This is a genomic window from Escherichia sp. E4930, from assembly GCF_005845405.1.
Lineage (GTDB): Bacteria > Pseudomonadota > Gammaproteobacteria > Enterobacterales > Enterobacteriaceae > Escherichia.
Genome location: NZ_VCDZ01000004.1, coordinates 276,200 through 291,465, shown reverse-complemented (window position 1 = coordinate 291,465; position 15,266 = coordinate 276,200). Strand labels below are relative to the sequence as shown.

10 protein-coding genes, 7 tRNA genes and 1 pseudogene are annotated in these 15,266 nt (G+C 51.4%); 5 read left to right on the top strand and 13 right to left on the bottom strand.

Features of this window, described 5'->3' with window-relative positions:
• Window positions 1–219 precede the first annotated feature (219 nt).
• Complete coding sequence (gene miaB, locus FFT88_RS08340) at window positions 220–1,644, bottom strand: tRNA (N6-isopentenyl adenosine(37)-C2)-methylthiotransferase MiaB (RefSeq protein WP_000162740.1); 1,425 nt, start codon at window positions 1,642–1,644, stop codon at window positions 220–222.
• A 145-nt stretch (window positions 1,645–1,789) separates the two neighbouring features.
• Here miaB and ubiF point away from each other — a divergent pair, with 145 nt between their 5' ends.
• Entirely contained in the window at window positions 1,790–2,965 is a 1,176-nt protein-coding gene (gene ubiF, locus FFT88_RS08335; protein ID WP_135404599.1) for a 3-demethoxyubiquinol 3-hydroxylase, read from the top strand.
• A gap of 153 nt (window positions 2,966–3,118) precedes the next feature.
• Here the strand turns inward: ubiF and FFT88_RS08330 are convergent.
• From FFT88_RS08330 to FFT88_RS08300, 7 genes are all read right to left on the bottom strand, one after another.
• Window positions 3,119–3,193: transfer RNA gene (locus FFT88_RS08330), tRNA-Gln, on the bottom strand.
• A gap of 38 nt (window positions 3,194–3,231) precedes the next feature.
• A tRNA-Gln gene (locus FFT88_RS08325) sits at window positions 3,232–3,306 on the bottom strand.
• 48 nt (window positions 3,307–3,354) lie between these two features.
• Window positions 3,355–3,431, bottom strand: a tRNA-Met gene (locus FFT88_RS08320).
• Window positions 3,432–3,446: 15 nt separating this feature from the next.
• Window positions 3,447–3,520, bottom strand: a tRNA-Gln gene (locus tag FFT88_RS08315).
• A gap of 34 nt (window positions 3,521–3,554) precedes the next feature.
• Window positions 3,555–3,629 (bottom strand) — tRNA-Gln (locus FFT88_RS08310).
• A gap of 23 nt (window positions 3,630–3,652) precedes the next feature.
• A tRNA-Leu gene (locus FFT88_RS08305) sits at window positions 3,653–3,737 on the bottom strand.
• 8 nt (window positions 3,738–3,745) lie between these two features.
• A tRNA-Met gene (locus tag FFT88_RS08300) sits at window positions 3,746–3,822 on the bottom strand.
• Window positions 3,823–4,154: 332 nt separating this feature from the next.
• Here FFT88_RS08300 and FFT88_RS08295 point away from each other — a divergent pair.
• Complete coding sequence (locus FFT88_RS08295; RefSeq protein ID WP_135404598.1) at window positions 4,155–4,592, top strand: hypothetical protein; 438 nt, start codon at window positions 4,155–4,157, stop codon at window positions 4,590–4,592.
• Window positions 4,593–4,633: 41 nt separating this feature from the next.
• Here the strand turns inward: FFT88_RS08295 and asnB are convergent, their stop codons facing one another.
• Entirely contained in the window at window positions 4,634–6,298 is a 1,665-nt protein-coding gene (gene asnB / locus FFT88_RS08290; protein WP_135404597.1) for an asparagine synthase B, read from the bottom strand.
• A gap of 247 nt (window positions 6,299–6,545) precedes the next feature.
• On the opposite strand from asnB, the pseudogene FFT88_RS25830 reads away from it, so the two are divergent.
• A pseudogene (locus FFT88_RS25830) lies at window positions 6,546–6,644 on the top strand (hypothetical protein); the annotation flags it as partial.
• 50 nt (window positions 6,645–6,694) lie between these two features.
• Here FFT88_RS25830 and nagD read toward each other — a convergent pair.
• The 4 genes from nagD to nagB all read right to left on the bottom strand — a co-directional run bounded on the left by nagD (window position 6,695) and on the right by nagB (window position 10,734).
• The gene (gene nagD, locus FFT88_RS08285) at window positions 6,695–7,447 is read right to left on the bottom strand and encodes a ribonucleotide monophosphatase NagD (RefSeq protein WP_000153129.1); all 753 of its coding nucleotides are present in this window, start codon (window positions 7,445–7,447) and stop codon (window positions 6,695–6,697) included.
• A 47-nt stretch (window positions 7,448–7,494) separates the two neighbouring features.
• Window positions 7,495–8,715, bottom strand: coding sequence for a DNA-binding transcriptional regulator NagC (gene nagC, locus FFT88_RS08280; RefSeq protein ID WP_130215043.1), 1,221 nt, complete (start codon window positions 8,713–8,715; stop codon window positions 7,495–7,497).
• Between the two features lie 8 nt (window positions 8,716–8,723).
• Complete coding sequence (nagA, locus tag FFT88_RS08275; protein WP_130259012.1) at window positions 8,724–9,872, bottom strand: N-acetylglucosamine-6-phosphate deacetylase; 1,149 nt, start codon at window positions 9,870–9,872, stop codon at window positions 8,724–8,726.
• Window positions 9,873–9,933: 61 nt separating this feature from the next.
• The gene (nagB, locus tag FFT88_RS08270; protein ID WP_001237072.1) at window positions 9,934–10,734 is read right to left on the bottom strand and encodes a glucosamine-6-phosphate deaminase; all 801 of its coding nucleotides are present in this window, start codon (window positions 10,732–10,734) and stop codon (window positions 9,934–9,936) included.
• A gap of 333 nt (window positions 10,735–11,067) precedes the next feature.
• Between nagB and nagE the strand changes: the two genes are divergently transcribed.
• Window positions 11,068–13,014, top strand: coding sequence for a PTS N-acetyl glucosamine transporter subunit IIABC (nagE, locus tag FFT88_RS08265; protein ID WP_135404596.1), 1,947 nt, complete (start codon window positions 11,068–11,070; stop codon window positions 13,012–13,014).
• 268 nt (window positions 13,015–13,282) lie between these two features.
• Window positions 13,283–14,947 (top strand): glutamine--tRNA ligase, encoded by a 1,665-nt coding sequence (gene glnS / locus FFT88_RS08260; RefSeq protein ID WP_130215038.1) that lies wholly within the window; start codon window positions 13,283–13,285, stop codon window positions 14,945–14,947.
• Window positions 14,948–15,266: the final 319 nt, after the last annotated feature.

The following is a 15,266-nucleotide window of genomic DNA, read 5'->3' as shown; positions in this document are numbered from 1 at the left end:
AAAGAGAGAAAAAACAAGGCCCACCGGAACGGCGGGCCAGTGATTATTGACGAAGTGCGTGTTGTTCATGCCGGATGCGGCGTAAACGCCTTGTCCGGCCTACAAATTCATGCAAATTCAATATATTGCTGGAATTATGTAGGCATGATAAGCGTAGCGCATCAGGCAATTTGCGTTTGTCGTCAGTCTCAAAACTTACCAGACCGGCGGGCCTGAGAATTACGGCTGATAATAACCCACGCCAAGGTCGTTTTCTTTGCGGGTACGGGCAATCACCGATTCTGGTGTTTCTGCCACGCGCAGACCCATTTCATCTTCAGTTCGCACCACTTTACCGCGCAGAGAGTTCGGGTAGACGTCGGTAATTTCTACATCGACGAATTTACCGATCATATCCGGTGTGCCCTCGAAGTTGACTACGCGGTTATTTTCGGTACGCCCAGAAAGCTCCATGATGCTCTTACGCGATGTACCTTCTACCAGAATACGCTGGGTGGTACCGAGCATCCGGCGGCTCCATGCCATCGCCTGCTGATTGATACGTTCTTGCAGAATATACAGACGCTGCTTCTTCTCTTCTTCCGGAACATCATCAACCATATCGGCGGCTGGCGTACCCGGACGTGCAGAGAAGATAAAGCTGTAGCTCATGTCGAAATTGACGTCGGCAATCAGCTTCATCGTTTTCTCGAAGTCTTCGGTGGTTTCGCCAGGGAAGCCAACGATGAAGTCAGAACTGATCTGAATATCCGGACGCGCCGCACGCAGTTTACGGATGATCGCTTTGTACTCCAGCGCCGTATGAGTACGGCCCATCAGGTTAAGAATGCGATCGGAACCGCTCTGTACCGGCAGGTGCAGGAAGCTCACCAGCTCCGGCGTGTCGCGGTACACTTCGATGATATCGTCGGTGAATTCGATCGGATGGCTGGTGGTAAAGCGAATACGATCGATTCCGTCGATCGCAGCAACCAGACGCAGCAAATCGGCAAACGATCCTGTGGTGCCGTCGTAGTTTTCACCACGCCAGGCGTTCACGTTCTGACCGAGCAGGTTGACTTCACGCACGCCCTGAGCAGCAAGCTGGGCAATCTCAAACAGAATATCGTCGGACGGACGGCTTACCTCTTCACCACGGGTGTAAGGCACCACGCAGTAGGTGCAATATTTATTGCAGCCTTCCATGATGGAGACAAACGCGGTCGGCCCTTCGGCGCGCGGTTCCGGCAGACGGTCAAACTTCTCGATTTCCGGGAAGCTGATATCTACAACCGGGCTGCGGTCGCCGCGCACGGAGTTGATCATCTCCGGCAGACGGTGCAGCGTTTGCGGCCCAAAAATAATATCGACATAGTGGGCGCGCTGGCGAATGTGCTCGCCTTCTTGCGATGCCACGCAGCCGCCGACGCCGATAATCAGGTCTGGATTCTTCTCTTTTAACAGTTTCCAGCGACCCAACTGATGGAAGACTTTTTCCTGAGCCTTCTCGCGGATTGAGCAGGTGTTCAGCAGCAGCACATCCGCTTCTTCCGCCACGTCGGTCAGTTGATAGCCGTGGGTGGCATCCAGCAGATCGGCCATCTTCGATGAATCGTACTCGTTCATCTGACAGCCCCAGGTTTTAATATGGAGTTTTTTGGTCATCGACTTGCTCTTGCGAAATAGTAGCCAGGAATGCAGGGCGCATAGTGTAATGCTTTGCTGCCGTTGTGACCAGTATGAGCGTTATCAGCCCTTGGGGGTAAAAATCCTGTAAACTTAAAGCATATTGCTAACAGGATGATTGACCATGACAAATCAACCAACGGAAATTGCCATTGTCGGCGGAGGAATGGTCGGCGGCGCACTGGCGCTGGGGCTGGCACAGCACGGATTTGCGGTAACGGTAATCGAGCATGCAGAACCTGCACCGTTTGTCGCTGACAGCCAGCCGGATGTGCGGATCTCGGCGATCAGCGCGGCTTCGGTATCATTGCTTAAAGGTTTAGGCGTCTGGGATGCGGTACAGGCCATGCGTTGCCATCCTTATCGCAGACTGGAAACGTGGGAGTGGGAAACGGCGCATGTGGCGTTTGACGCCGCTGAACTTAAGTTACCGTTGCTGGGCTATATGGTAGAAAACACTGTCCTGCAACAGGCGTTGTGGCAGACGCTGGAAGCGCATCCGAAAGTAACGTTACGTGTGCCAACTTCGCTGATTGCGCTGCATCGCCATAATGATCTTCAGGAGCTGGAACTGAATGGCGGTGAAACGATCCGCGCGAAGCTGGTGATTGGTGCCGACGGCGCAAATTCGCAGGTGCGACAGATGGCGGGAATTGGCGTTCATGCCTGGCAGTATGCGCAGTCGTGTATGTTGATTAGCGTACAGTGTGAGAACGATCCCGGCGACAGCACCTGGCAGCAATTTACCCCGGACGGACCGCGTGCGTTTCTGCCATTGTTTGATAACTGGGCATCGCTGGTGTGGTATGACTCTCCGGCGCGCATTCGCCAGTTGCAGAATATGAATATGGCGCAGTTACAGGCGGAAATCGCGAAGCATTTCCCGTCGCGTCTTGGGTACGTGACGCCGCTTGCCGCTGGCGCTTTTCCGCTGACGCGTCGCCATGCGTTGCAGTATGTTCAGCCGGGATTGGCACTGGTGGGCGATGCCGCGCATACCATCCATCCGCTGGCGGGGCAGGGAGTGAATCTTGGTTATCGTGATGTTGATGCCCTGATTGATGTTCTGGTCAACGCCCGCAGCTATGGCGAAGCGTGGGCCAGTTATCCTGTGCTCAAACGTTACCAGATGCGGCGCATGGCGGATAACTTCATTATGCAAAGCGGTATGGATCTGTTTTATGCCGGATTCAGCAATAATCTGCCGCCGCTGCGTTTTATACGTAATCTTGGTTTGATGGCGGCGGAACGTGCTGGCGTGTTGAAACGTCAGGCGTTGAAATATGCGTTAGGGTTGTAGCCTTACAACATTGCCGGATGCATGCCAACCGTAGGTCGGATAAGACGCGCCAGCGTCGCATCCGACATTGAAGGATAAGACGTGTCAGCATCACATTCGGCATTGAATATACGCAGAAAAGCAAAAAGCTCGCCGAAGCGAGCTTTTTTAATGTGGCTGGGGTACGAGGATTCGAACCTCGGAATGCCGGAATCAGAATCCGGTGCCTTACCGCTTGGCGATACCCCAACWGGGTGCACTTACAAAGTAAGCGTCTTGAATAATATTGGCTGGGGTACGAGGATTCGAACCTCGGAATGCCGGAATCAGAATCCGGTGCCTTACCGCTTGGCGATACCCCAACAAATTTGTTTTTGAATTTGCCGAATCTATTCGACAGATTCAGAATTTGGTGGCTACGACGGGATTCGAACCTGTGACCCCATCATTATGAGTGATGTGCTCTAACCAACTGAGCTACGTAGCCAGATTATTTCTTCGATGGCTGGGGTACTGGATTCGAACCAGGGAATGCCGGTATCAAAAACCGGTGCCTTACCGCTTGGCGATACCCCAATAACCGGGCGGTGAACCGCTTACTCGAAGAAGATGGCTGGGGTACCTGGATTCGAACCAGGGAATGCCGGTATCAAAAACCGGTGCCTTACCGCTTGGCGATACCCCATCCGTACAACGCTTTCTGGTGAATGGTGCGGGAGGCGAGACTTGAACTCGCACACCTTGCGGCGCCAGAACCTAAATCTGGTGCGTCTACCAATTTCGCCACTCCCGCAAAAAAGATGGTGGCTACGACGGGATTCGAACCTGTGACCCCATCATTATGAGTGATGTGCTCTAACCAACTGAGCTACGTAGCCATCTTTTTTTTCGCGATACCTTATCGGCGTTGCGGGGCGCATTATGCGTATAGAGCCTTGCAGCGTCAACCTCTTTTTCAAGGAAAATTGCTCGAAAGTGACTGTTTGGTTAGGTTGCGAACAGCGTGGCGCTATATTCGTCAATTATTGTTTACTTTGTGTTTTTTCCCCACCCTACAGCCATTCTTTTGTCATACAGGATGAAATTCGGAATTCAACAATAGTGGTGGGAAATTAATCTATGAAATACTGGCCCGTTGCGACAGGACAGGGCAGGGAGCGCTACGCCTGCATCTCTGCTATCACTTCAGGCGATTTATTGAGGGAATACTATGCTGCGTTTTATGACGATGTTGATGGGTGTCTTAATACTTATGCAATCCGCGTTTGCCGATACGGTCAAACCGGAAATCGGTAAATATGTTTTTGGCTATCGTGGGCAGGAAGGCGCTGTGGTGTGGATGATGCGAATCGGGCCGAAAGCGTCTAATGAGGCACTCGTTCAGGTATCGCATGTTGATAATGACATCGATGGTCAGATTTTTCGCTGCAAAGTAAAAGTATTGCAGGAAGGTGAGAAATCTTATACCGCTATAATCAAGGGTGAATCTTTTGAGTTATTACGCCTGAAAGAGGGAAATGGAAGCCTGCATATCCCGGAGGAATCGGCAACCTGGTCAGTCGCTTACAATAATGAGTTATCTGACAGCGATGTAGCAAATCCGGAACATTTCCTCACTGCGTATCAGAATCAACAAGCTCCCCAGTAACTGAAATTGCCCCGGATTTCTCCGGGGCAATATTACACGTCTTATTTATATGCAGACTGGTGAACACCAACCGCGCGACCAGAAGGATCGTCCATTTTCTTGAACGCCTCATCCCACTCGATCGCTTTAGCGGAAGAACACGCGACGGAAGGACCGCCCGGTACGCACTCAGCGGCGCTCGGAAGCGGGAACAGTTCTTCAAAAATCTCCCGGTACAGATACGCTTCTTTTGAGGTCGGCGTGTTGTATGGGAAGCGGAAGCGGGCTGTTTCCAGTTGCTGATCAGAAACCTGCTGTGCCGCCACTTCTTTCAGTGTGTCAATCCAACTGTAACCGACGCCATCGGAGAACTGCTCTTTCTGCCGCCAGGCCACGCTTGCAGGCAGGTACGACTCAAAACATTCACGCAGGATGTGTTTTTCCATCTTACCGTTACCGCACATTTTATCCTGCGGGTTAATACGCATCGCCACGTCGAGGAATTTCTTGTCGAGGAACGGAACGCGTGCTTCCACGCCCCAGGCTGACATCGCTTTGTTGGCACGCGCGCAGTCATACATATGCAGGGCCAGCAGTTTACGCACCGTCTCTTCATGCAGTTCTTTAGCGTTCGGCGCTTTGTGGAAGTAAAGATAACCGCCAAACACTTCGTCAGAACCTTCACCGGACAACACCATTTTAATGCCCATCGCCTTGATCTTACGCGACATTAAATACATCGGTGTTGAAGCGCGAATGGTGGTCACATCATAGGTTTCGATGTGGTAAATCACATCACGGATGGCATCCAGACCTTCCTGTACAGTGAAGTGAATTTCGTGGTGCACAGTACCCAGATGGTTCGCCACTTCCTGGGCTGCTTTCAGATCCGGTGAACCCGGCAGACCTACAGCAAACGAGTGTAACTGCGGCCACCAGGCTTCAGAGCGTTCCTGATCTTCCACGCGACGAGCGGCATATTTCTTGGTGATAGCGGAAATAATTGAGGAATCCAGACCACCCGAGAGCAGCACGCCGTAAGGCACGTCAGACATCAGATGGCTTTTTACGGAATCTTCCAGTGCCTGACGCAGTTCATTTTTGTCGGTCACGTTATCTTTCACTGCATCAAAGTCGAACCAGTCGCGATGATAATAAGAACGGATTTCGCCGTCCTGGCTCCATAAATAGCTCCCCGCCGGGAACTCTTTAATCGTGCGGCAAACTGGCACCAGGGCTTTCATTTCTGAGGCCACATACAGCTGACCGTGTTCGTCATAGCCCATATACAGTGGGATGATCCCCAGATGGTCGCGACCAATCAGGTATGCATCTTTTTCGCTGTCGTACAGGGCAAAAGCAAACATGCCCTGCAAGTCGTCGAGAAATTCCGGCCCTTTTTCCTGATACAGCGCGAGGATCACTTCACAGTCAGACCCGGTCTGGAACTGGTAACGATCGCCATATTCGGCGCGCAATGTCTGGTGGTTGTAGATTTCACCGTTTACCGCCAGTACGTGGGTTTTTTGTTGGTTGTAGAGAGGTTGCGCCCCCGCGTTAACGTCAACAATTGACAGACGTTCGTGGGCGAGAATGGCGTTATCGCTGGCATAAATACCGGACCAGTCCGGGCCACGATGACGCATCAGGCGTGACAGCTCGAGTGCTTTCTTCCGCAGTTCAACTGCGTCTGTTTTGATATCGAATACGCCAAAAATTGAACACATAACCTTCTCCGTTAACCTGGTATTTGTTGCTTGTTGTGTTTGCTTGTTTAAAAAAATGCCGCAAAGCAGCACTGTGCGCAAGCGATTTGGCAGTGGAAAAATAAAAAACGTAATAGTGATTGTCGATTGGTGAAAAAAGGTCTGGTGTGAGGATGTATTTATTGATGAATCGATAATTTTTAGCGGGTTTTATTGAATGGTTGTATTTTACGGGGGCCAAATTGCTGACAAAGTGCGATTTGTTCATGCCGGATGCGGCGTGAACACCTTATCCGGCCTACAAATGCATGAAAATTCAATATATTGCAGGAGCTGCGTAGGCCTGATAGGCGTAGCGCATCAGGCAGTTTGGCGTTTGTCATCAATATCAACCACGCCCTGAGACGTGGTTGCTATTCAGATAACGTCGATTTCAGCGACTGACGGGTAAATCCAGCTTGGGCGGAACGGCATGCTGTCGATATCGTCGAGCGACGAAACGCCGGAGAGCACAAGAATCGTCTCCAGACCGGCCTGGAAGCCCGCCAGAATATCGGTACGCAAGTTATCGCCGACAATCACCGTTTCTTCCGAGTGGGCCTGCATTTTGTTTAATGCCGCACGGATGATCCACGGACTCGGCTTACCAACATAGAACGGTTTGCGCCCGGATATTTTCTCAATCCCTGCACACAACGCGCCACAGGCGGGATAAAAACCGCGCCCGTGGGTGTCCGGGTTGGTGGCGATAAAGCGTGCACCATTAGCGACGAAATAGGCCGCTTTATGCATCATGTCCCAGTTGTAGGAGCGCGTTTCGCCAACAATCACAAAATCAGGGTTCACATCGGTAATCGTAAAACCAGCTTTGTACAGTTCATGAATCAGTGCGCCTTCGCCCACCACATACGCTTTCTTGCCTTCCTGGCGACGCAGGAAATCGGCGGTTGCCATCGCGGAGGTATAAAACACGCTGTCCGGCACATCGACACCGGCAGTGGCAAAGCGGTTCGCCAGATCTTGTCCGGTTTGCGAAGGATAGTTGGTCAGCAACACCAGCGGCAGGCCTTTATCCATAATCCCGTGCAAAAATTCCGCTGCACCCGGTACGGCGACGTTATCGTGCATCAGCACGCCGTCGATATCGCAAATTACATTTTTAATGGTCATGGACTACCCAGAATATTGACAACAATAAGCGCCACTATAAAAGCACATTAATTTTCCAGCAAATGCTGGAGCAAAATACCGTTGAGCATGGCGCGTTTTACCAGCGCAAAAGCGCCGATTGCTGAGCGGTGATCCAGCTCAGAACGTACCACCGGCAGATTAGTGCGAAACGCCTTCAGTGCCTGAGTATTAATGCAGCTTTCGATAGCAGGGAGTAGCACTTTATCGGCTTCGGTGATTTCACCGGCAATGACAATTTTTTGCGGATTAAATAAGTTGATAGCAATGGCGATGGTTTTGCCCAGATGACGACCTACATACTCGATCACTTCCGAGGCCAGGCTATCGCCTTTGTTCGCGGCTTTGCAGATTGTTTTGATAGTACAGTCATCCAGCGGCACACGGCTCTGATAGCCCTGCTTTAACAGATTCAACACACGTTGTTCAATGGCAGCGTTGGCAGCGATAGTTTCCAGGCAGCCGAAGTTGCCACAGTGGCAGCGTTCTCCCAGCGGTTCGACCTGAATATGGCCAATTTCGCCGACGTTGCCGTTGCGGCCGATAAAAATGCGCCCGTTAGAGATGATTCCTGCCCCCGTTCCGCGATGCACGCGCACCAGAATGGAGTCTTCGCAATCCTGACTTGCACCGAAGTAGTGCTCTGCCAGCGCCAGACTGCGGATATCGTGGCCGACAAAGCAGGTCACTTTAAAACGCTCTTCCAGTGCTTCAACCAGCCCCCAGTTTTCCACCTGAATATGCGGCATGTAGTGAATTTTGCCGCTGTCCGGGTCGACCAGCCCTGGCAGGATCACTGAAATGGCGATCAGCTCCCGCAGCTTGCGCTGGTGGTTATCAATAAACTGAGTAATGGCATTCAGCAGGGCATGTTCCAGCGTCTGCTGGGTACGTTCCGGTAGCGGGTAATGTTCTTCTGCCAGAACTTTGCTGCTGAGATCAAACAGGGTGATGGTGGCGTCGTGACGACCGAGACGTACGCCGATTGCGTGGAAATTGCGGGTTTCGGTGACGATAGAGATAGCGCGGCGGCCCCCGGTGGAGGCCTGCTGATCAACTTCTTTGATCAGCCCGCGTTCGATAAGCTGACGCGTAATTTTGGTTACGCTGGCGGGGGCAAGCTGGCTTTGCTCAGCAATCTGAATTCGCGAGATTGGCCCATGCTGGTCAATCAGGCGATAAACCGCCGCGCTGTTAAGCTGTTTTACGAGATCAACATTACCTATCTGAGCTTGTCCGCCTGGTGTCATACTTTCTCTTATTGGGTTACGACCTCGTTACCGTTAACGATGGTCCTGGTGATTTTAAAATCAGGTGTGAATGCGGTCAGGTTGGCCACTTTACCTGCGGCGAGAGTGCCGAGACGTTTTTCAACGCCAATCGCACGAGCCGGATAGAGCGTCGCCATACGCAGCACTTCATCCAGTGCGATACCGCAATGTTCAACCAGATTACGCACGCCTTCAATCATGGTTAAGGATGAACCGCTTAACGTACCATTTTCATCCACACAAAGTCCGTTGCGGTAGTATATTGTTTTACCCGCAAAAATGAACTGTTCAATATTGGCACCTGCTGGCGCAGTCGCGTCAGTGACCAGACACAGTTTGTCGCCTTTCAGACGTTTGGCATTGCGAATGTTGGCGTAATCAACGTGCAGACCATCGGCAATAATACCGCAATAAATGTCCGCTTCGTCGAGGATTGCGCCCGCCAGGCCCGGTTCACGACCGGTAATATACGGCATCGCGTTATACAGGTGGGTGGCAAAGGTAATCCCCGCGCGGAAACCGGCTTTCGCTTCTTTTAACGTTGCATTGGAGTGACCGGCAGACACCACAATCCCGGCATTTGCCAGTTTGCTGATCACTTCTGCTGGAACCATTTCCGGTGCCAGCGTTACTTTGGTAATGACATCGGCATTTTCACACAGGAAATCGACCAGCGCGGCATCCGGTTTACGTACGAAATTCGGATTATGGGTACCTTTTTTCACCAGATTCAGCCACGGGCCTTCCAGGTGTAAACCTAATGCCTGATTCGGATGTTTTGCCAGGTACTCGCGCATCACGCGAACACCCTGTTTCATCAGGTCATCGCTGGTGGTGATAAGCGTCGGCAAATAGTTTGTGCAGCCTGATTTCTCATTGGCTTTCTGCATGATTTCCAGCGTTTCCACGCTGACCGCTTCAGCGGTATCGTTAAACTGTACGCCGCCGCAGCCGTTTAACTGCACATCGATAAAACCGGGGGAGAGAATGGCCCCGTTCAGTGAACGTTGTTCAATCTCTGGCGGCAGTTCCGCTACTGGGCAGACGCTTTTAATCAGGCCATCAGCGATAACAACCGCATGGTCATCAAGAAATTCATGACCGGTAAAGATCCGGCCCTGGGTTAATGCATACATTCCGACCCCCGATTTCAAAAATAATAATGCCCTGAGCAAGGCGTCAGGGCAGGGATAACAATTACAGACCTTTGATATTTTCTGCTTCTAATTCGTTGAAATATCTTAAAGTCTTAACCTTTAGCTCCATGGTGGACGGTTCATCACACACCATGATCGCTTTCGGATGCAGTTGCAGACAGCTGATGGTCCACATGTGGTTAACGCAACCTTCAACTGCGGCCTGCAGTGCCAGGGCTTTCTGGCTGCCCAGCACCAGAATCATCACTTCTTCGGCATCCAGCAGTGTACCCACACCTACGGTCAGCGCATATTTTGGCACCTGATTAACATCGTTATCAAAGAAACGAGAGTTTGCGACGCGAGTGTCATGTGTCAGGGTTTTGATACGGGTGCGAGAGGCAAGAGAAGAGGCCGGTTCGTTAAATGCAATGTGACCGTCGTTACCTACACCGCCCATAAACAGATGAATTTTACCGTAAGAGCGAATTTTTTCTTCATATTGGCGGCATTCGGCGTCGATATCCGGGGCGTTGCCGTTGAGAAGGTTGATATTTTCTGCTGGAATATCAACGTGATCGAAGAAGTTACGGTGCATAAAACTGTAGTAGCTTTCCGGATGCTCCTTCGGCAGACCGACATATTCGTCCATGTTGAAGGTGACAACGTGCTTAAAGCTGACCTGGCCTGCTTTATGCATTTCGACTAACGCTTTATAGGTGGTCATCGGCGTGCCGCCAGTCGGCAGGCCAAGCACAAACGGACGATCGGCTGTCGGTTTGAACGCATTAATACGATTAACGATATGGCGAGCAGCCCATTTGCCGACCTGTTCAGCGGTAGTCAGGGGGATCAGTCTCATTATTCACCTCAAGTAAGTAAAAAGTAAGCCGTTGGCGGATTAGGCATCTTTAAGCGTAACCTGGATTTGCGCAGACAGGCGTCAATCCGACCTGATTTTTTGAATGATAAAATAAGTTTTCTGGTTTAGCCAGTAAAAGGGAGTAATTATAACGATATTTGGTGACAAAACTCACAAAAGACGCGCGTTTAATTTGCGGTACGAATTAAATTTTCACACACTCTGTAGCAGATGATCTAACAACTTGATTACAGAACATCGGCAGCACAATTTGCTGCAAAATAAAAATACGGCTTTAAACGAGCCAAATAGGGTTCTCGTAGGGGGAATAAGATGAATATTTTAGGTTTTTTCCAGCGACTCGGTAGGGCGTTACAGCTCCCTATCGCGGTGCTGCCGGTGGCGGCACTGTTGCTGCGATTCGGCCAGCCAGATTTACTTAATGTTGCGTTTATTGCCCAGGCAGGCGGCGCGATTTTTGATAACCTGGCGTTGATCTTTGCGATCGGCGTGGCCTCCAGCTGGTCCAAAGACAGTGCAGGTGCAGCTGCGTTGGCGGGTGCGGTTGGTTACTTTGTGTTAACTAAAGCGATGGTGACCATCAACCCAGAAATTAACATGGGGGTTCTGGCAGGTATCATTACCGGTCTGGTCGGTGGTGCAGCCTATAACCGTTGGTCTGATATTAAACTGCCGGACTTCCTGAGCTTCTTCGGCGGCAAACGTTTTGTGCCGATCGCCACCGGCTTCTTCTGCCTGGTGCTGGCAGCCATTTTTGGTTACGTCTGGCCGCCGGTACAGCACGCTATCCATGCAGGCGGCGAGTGGATCGTTTCTGCGGGCGCGCTGGGTTCAGGTATCTTTGGTTTCATCAACCGTCTGCTGATCCCAACCGGTCTGCATCAGGTACTGAATACCATCGCCTGGTTCCAGATTGGTGAATTCACCAACTCTGCGGGTACGGTTTTCCACGGTGACATCAACCGCTTCTATGCGGGCGACGGCACTGCGGGGATGTTCATGTCTGGCTTCTTCCCGATCATGATGTTCGGTCTGCCAGGTGCGGCGCTGGCGATGTACTTCGCAGCACCGAAAGAGCGTCGCCCGATGGTTGGCGGGATGCTGCTTTCTGTTGCTATCACCGCGTTCCTGACCGGTGTGACTGAGCCGCTGGAATTCCTGTTTATGTTCCTTGCTCCGCTGCTGTACCTCCTGCACGCACTGCTGACGGGTATCAGTCTATTTGTGGCAACGTTGCTGGGGATCCACGCGGGCTTCTCCTTCTCTGCGGGCGCTATCGACTACGCGTTGATGTACAACCTGCCAGCAGCCAGCCAGAACGTCTGGATGCTGCTGGTGATGGGCGTTGTTTTCTTCGCTATCTACTTTGTGGTGTTCAGTGCGGTTATCCGTATGTTCAACCTGAAAACGCCAGGTCGTGAAGATAAAGATGACGAGATCGTTACTGAAGAAGCGAACAGCAATACCGAAGAAGGCTTAACTCAACTGGCAACCAACTACATTGCGGCAGTTGGTGGTAGTGACAATCTAAAAGCGATTGACGCCTGTATTACTCGTCTGCGCTTGACTGTGGCTGACTCAGCACGTGTCAACGATGCGATGTGTAAACGCCTGGGGGCCTCTGGTGTGGTGAAACTGAACAAACAGACCATCCAGGTGATTGTCGGCGCGAAAGCAGAATCCATCGGCGATGCGATGAAGAAAGTCGTTGCTCGTGGCCCGGTAGCGGCTGCTTCTGCTGAAGCTGCTCCGGCAACTGCCGCTCCGGTAGCGAAACCGCAGGCTGTACCAAACGCAGTGTCTATCGCTGAGCTGGTATCGCCAATTACCGGTGATGTTGTCGCACTGGATCAGGTGCCAGACGAAGCGTTCGCCAGCAAAGCCGTGGGCGACGGTGTGGCGGTGAAACCGACGGATAAAATCGTTGTATCACCAGCGGCGGGAACCATCGTGAAAATCTTCAACACCAACCACGCGTTCTGCCTTGAAACTGAAAAAGGCGCAGAGATCGTCGTCCACATGGGTATCGACACCGTAGCGCTGGAAGGTAAAGGCTTTAAACGTCTGGTGGAAGAGGGCGCGCAGGTAAGCGCAGGGCAACCGATTCTGGAAATGGATCTGGATTACCTGAACGCTAACGCCCGCTCGATGATTAGCCCGGTGGTTTGCAGCAATATCGACGATTTCAGCGGCTTGATCATTAAAGCTCAGGGCCATGTTGTGGCGGGTCAAACACCGCTGTATGATATCAAAAAGTAATCTGCTTTATGCCTGATGCGACGCTTGACGCGTCTTATCAGGCCGACAAAAGCGCTGTGTAGGTTGGATAAGACGCATAAGCGTCGCATCCAACAATGACGCAGGACAGGCAAAAGCGGTGGAGATCTTCTCTGCCGCTTTTTTTTTCATCAATCATCCCCATAATCTTTGTTAGATTTTTCGATTTTCTCTAACTAACAGTTGTCAGCCTGTCCCGCTTATAAGATCATACGCCGTTATACGTTGTTTACGCTTTGAGGAATCCACGATGAGTGAGGCAGAAGCCCGCCCGACTAACTTTATTCGTCAGATCATCGATGAAGATCTGGCCAGTGGTAAGCACACCACAGTACACACCCGTTTTCCGCCGGAGCCGAATGGCTATCTGCATATTGGCCATGCGAAATCTATCTGCCTGAACTTCGGGATCGCCCAGGACTATAAAGGCCAGTGCAACCTGCGTTTCGACGACACTAACCCGGTAAAAGAAGATATCGAGTATGTCGATTCGATCAAAAACGACGTTGAGTGGTTAGGTTTTCACTGGTCTGGTAACGTCCGTTACTCCTCCGATTATTTTGATCAGCTCCACGCCTATGCTGTTGAACTGATCAATAAAGGCCTGGCGTACGTTGATGAACTGACACCGGAACAGATCCGCGAATACCGCGGCACCCTGACGCAGCCGGGTAAAAACAGCCCGTACCGCGACCGCAGCGTTGAAGAGAACCTGGCGCTGTTCGAGAAAATGCGTACCGGCGGTTTTGAAGAAGGTAAAGCCTGCCTGCGCGCGAAAATCGACATGGCTTCGCCGTTTATCGTGATGCGCGATCCGGTGCTGTACCGCATTAAGTTTGCTGAACACCACCAGACCGGCAACAAGTGGTGCATCTACCCGATGTACGACTTCACCCACTGCATCAGCGATGCGCTGGAAGGCATTACGCACTCTCTGTGTACGCTGGAGTTCCAGGACAACCGCCGTCTGTACGACTGGGTACTGGACAACATCACCATTCCTGTTCATCCGCGCCAGTACGAATTCTCGCGCCTGAATCTGGAATACACCGTGATGTCCAAGCGTAAGCTGAACCAACTGGTCACCGACAAGCACGTAGAAGGTTGGGATGATCCGCGTATGCCGACCATTTCCGGTCTGCGTCGTCGTGGTTACACTGCGGCTTCTATTCGTGAGTTCTGTAAACGCATTGGCGTGACCAAGCAGGACAACACCATTGAGATGGCGTCGCTGGAATCCTGCATTCGTGAAGACCTCAACGAGAACGCGCCGCGTGCAATGGCAGTTATCGATCCGGTGAAACTGGTTATCGAAAACTATCAGGGCGAAGGCGAAATGGTCACCATGCCGAACCATCCGAATAAACCGGAAATGGGCAGCCGTCAGGTGCCGTTTAGCGGTGAGATTTGGATCGATCGCGCCGATTTCCGCGAAGAAGCTAACAAGCAGTACAAACGTCTGGTGCTGGGTAAAGAAGTGCGTCTGCGTAATGCTTACGTGATTAAAGCGGAACGCGTGGAGAAAGATGCCGAAGGCAATATCACCACCATCTTCTGTACTTATGACGCCGACACCTTAAGCAAAGATCCGGCTGATGGTCGTAAAGTCAAAGGCGTTATTCACTGGGTAAGCGCGGCACATGCGCTGCCGGTTGAAATCCGCCTGTACGATCGTCTGTTCAGTGTGCCGAATCCAGGCGCTGCGGATGATTTCCTGTCGGTGATTAACCAGGATTCTCTGGTCATCAAACAGGGCTTTGCTGAACCGTCTCTGAAAGATGCGGTGGCAGGTAAAGCATTCCAGTTTGAGCGTGAAGGCTATTTCTGCCTCGACAGCCGCCATTCCACAGCGGAAAAACCGGTATTTAACCGCACCGTTGGACTGCGTGATACCTGGGCGAAAGTAGGCGAGTAATTTTAAGTTTCGCTATGCCGGATGGGGCGTTTACGCCGCATCCGGCAAGGAACAGATAAACAGTTTCAAACGCTAAACTGCCTGATGCGTTTCGCTTATCAGGCCTACGTGATCTCTGCAATGTATTGAATTTGCGTGCTTTTGTAGGCCGGATAAGGCGTTCACGCCGCATCCGGCAAGAAACATGCAAACAATCCAAAAACGCCGCGTTCAGCGGCGTTTTTTCTGCTTTTCTTCGCGAATTAATTCCGCTTCGCAATTTATCCATAAAACAAATTTAAAATTACAAATCATAATTAAATAAAATGTAACCGCTTTC

What these genes read in the sequence shown, in the direction of transcription:
- glnS (WP_130215038.1), top strand. Translation starts at nt 13,283, where the DNA reads ATGAGTGAGGCAGAAGCCCGCCCGACTAACTTTATTCGTCAGATCATC.
- nagB (WP_001237072.1), bottom strand. Translation starts at nt 10,734, where the DNA reads ATGAGACTGATCCCCCTGACTACCGCTGAACAGGTCGGCAAATGGGCT.
- ubiF (WP_135404599.1), top strand. Translation starts at nt 1,790, where the DNA reads ATGACAAATCAACCAACGGAAATTGCCATTGTCGGCGGAGGAATGGTC.
- nagC (WP_130215043.1), bottom strand. Translation starts at nt 8,715, where the DNA reads ATGACACCAGGCGGACAAGCTCAGATAGGTAATGTTGATCTCGTAAAA.
- nagD (WP_000153129.1), bottom strand. Translation starts at nt 7,447, where the DNA reads ATGACCATTAAAAATGTAATTTGCGATATCGACGGCGTGCTGATGCAC.
- asnB (WP_135404597.1), bottom strand. Translation starts at nt 6,298, where the DNA reads ATGTGTTCAATTTTTGGCGTATTCGATATCAAAACAGACGCAGTTGAA.
- FFT88_RS08295 (WP_135404598.1), top strand. Translation starts at nt 4,155, where the DNA reads ATGCTGCGTTTTATGACGATGTTGATGGGTGTCTTAATACTTATGCAA.
- nagE (WP_135404596.1), top strand. Translation starts at nt 11,068, where the DNA reads ATGAATATTTTAGGTTTTTTCCAGCGACTCGGTAGGGCGTTACAGCTC.
- miaB (WP_000162740.1), bottom strand. Translation starts at nt 1,644, where the DNA reads ATGACCAAAAAACTCCATATTAAAACCTGGGGCTGTCAGATGAACGAG.
- nagA (WP_130259012.1), bottom strand. Translation starts at nt 9,872, where the DNA reads ATGTATGCATTAACCCAGGGCCGGATCTTTACCGGTCATGAATTTCTT.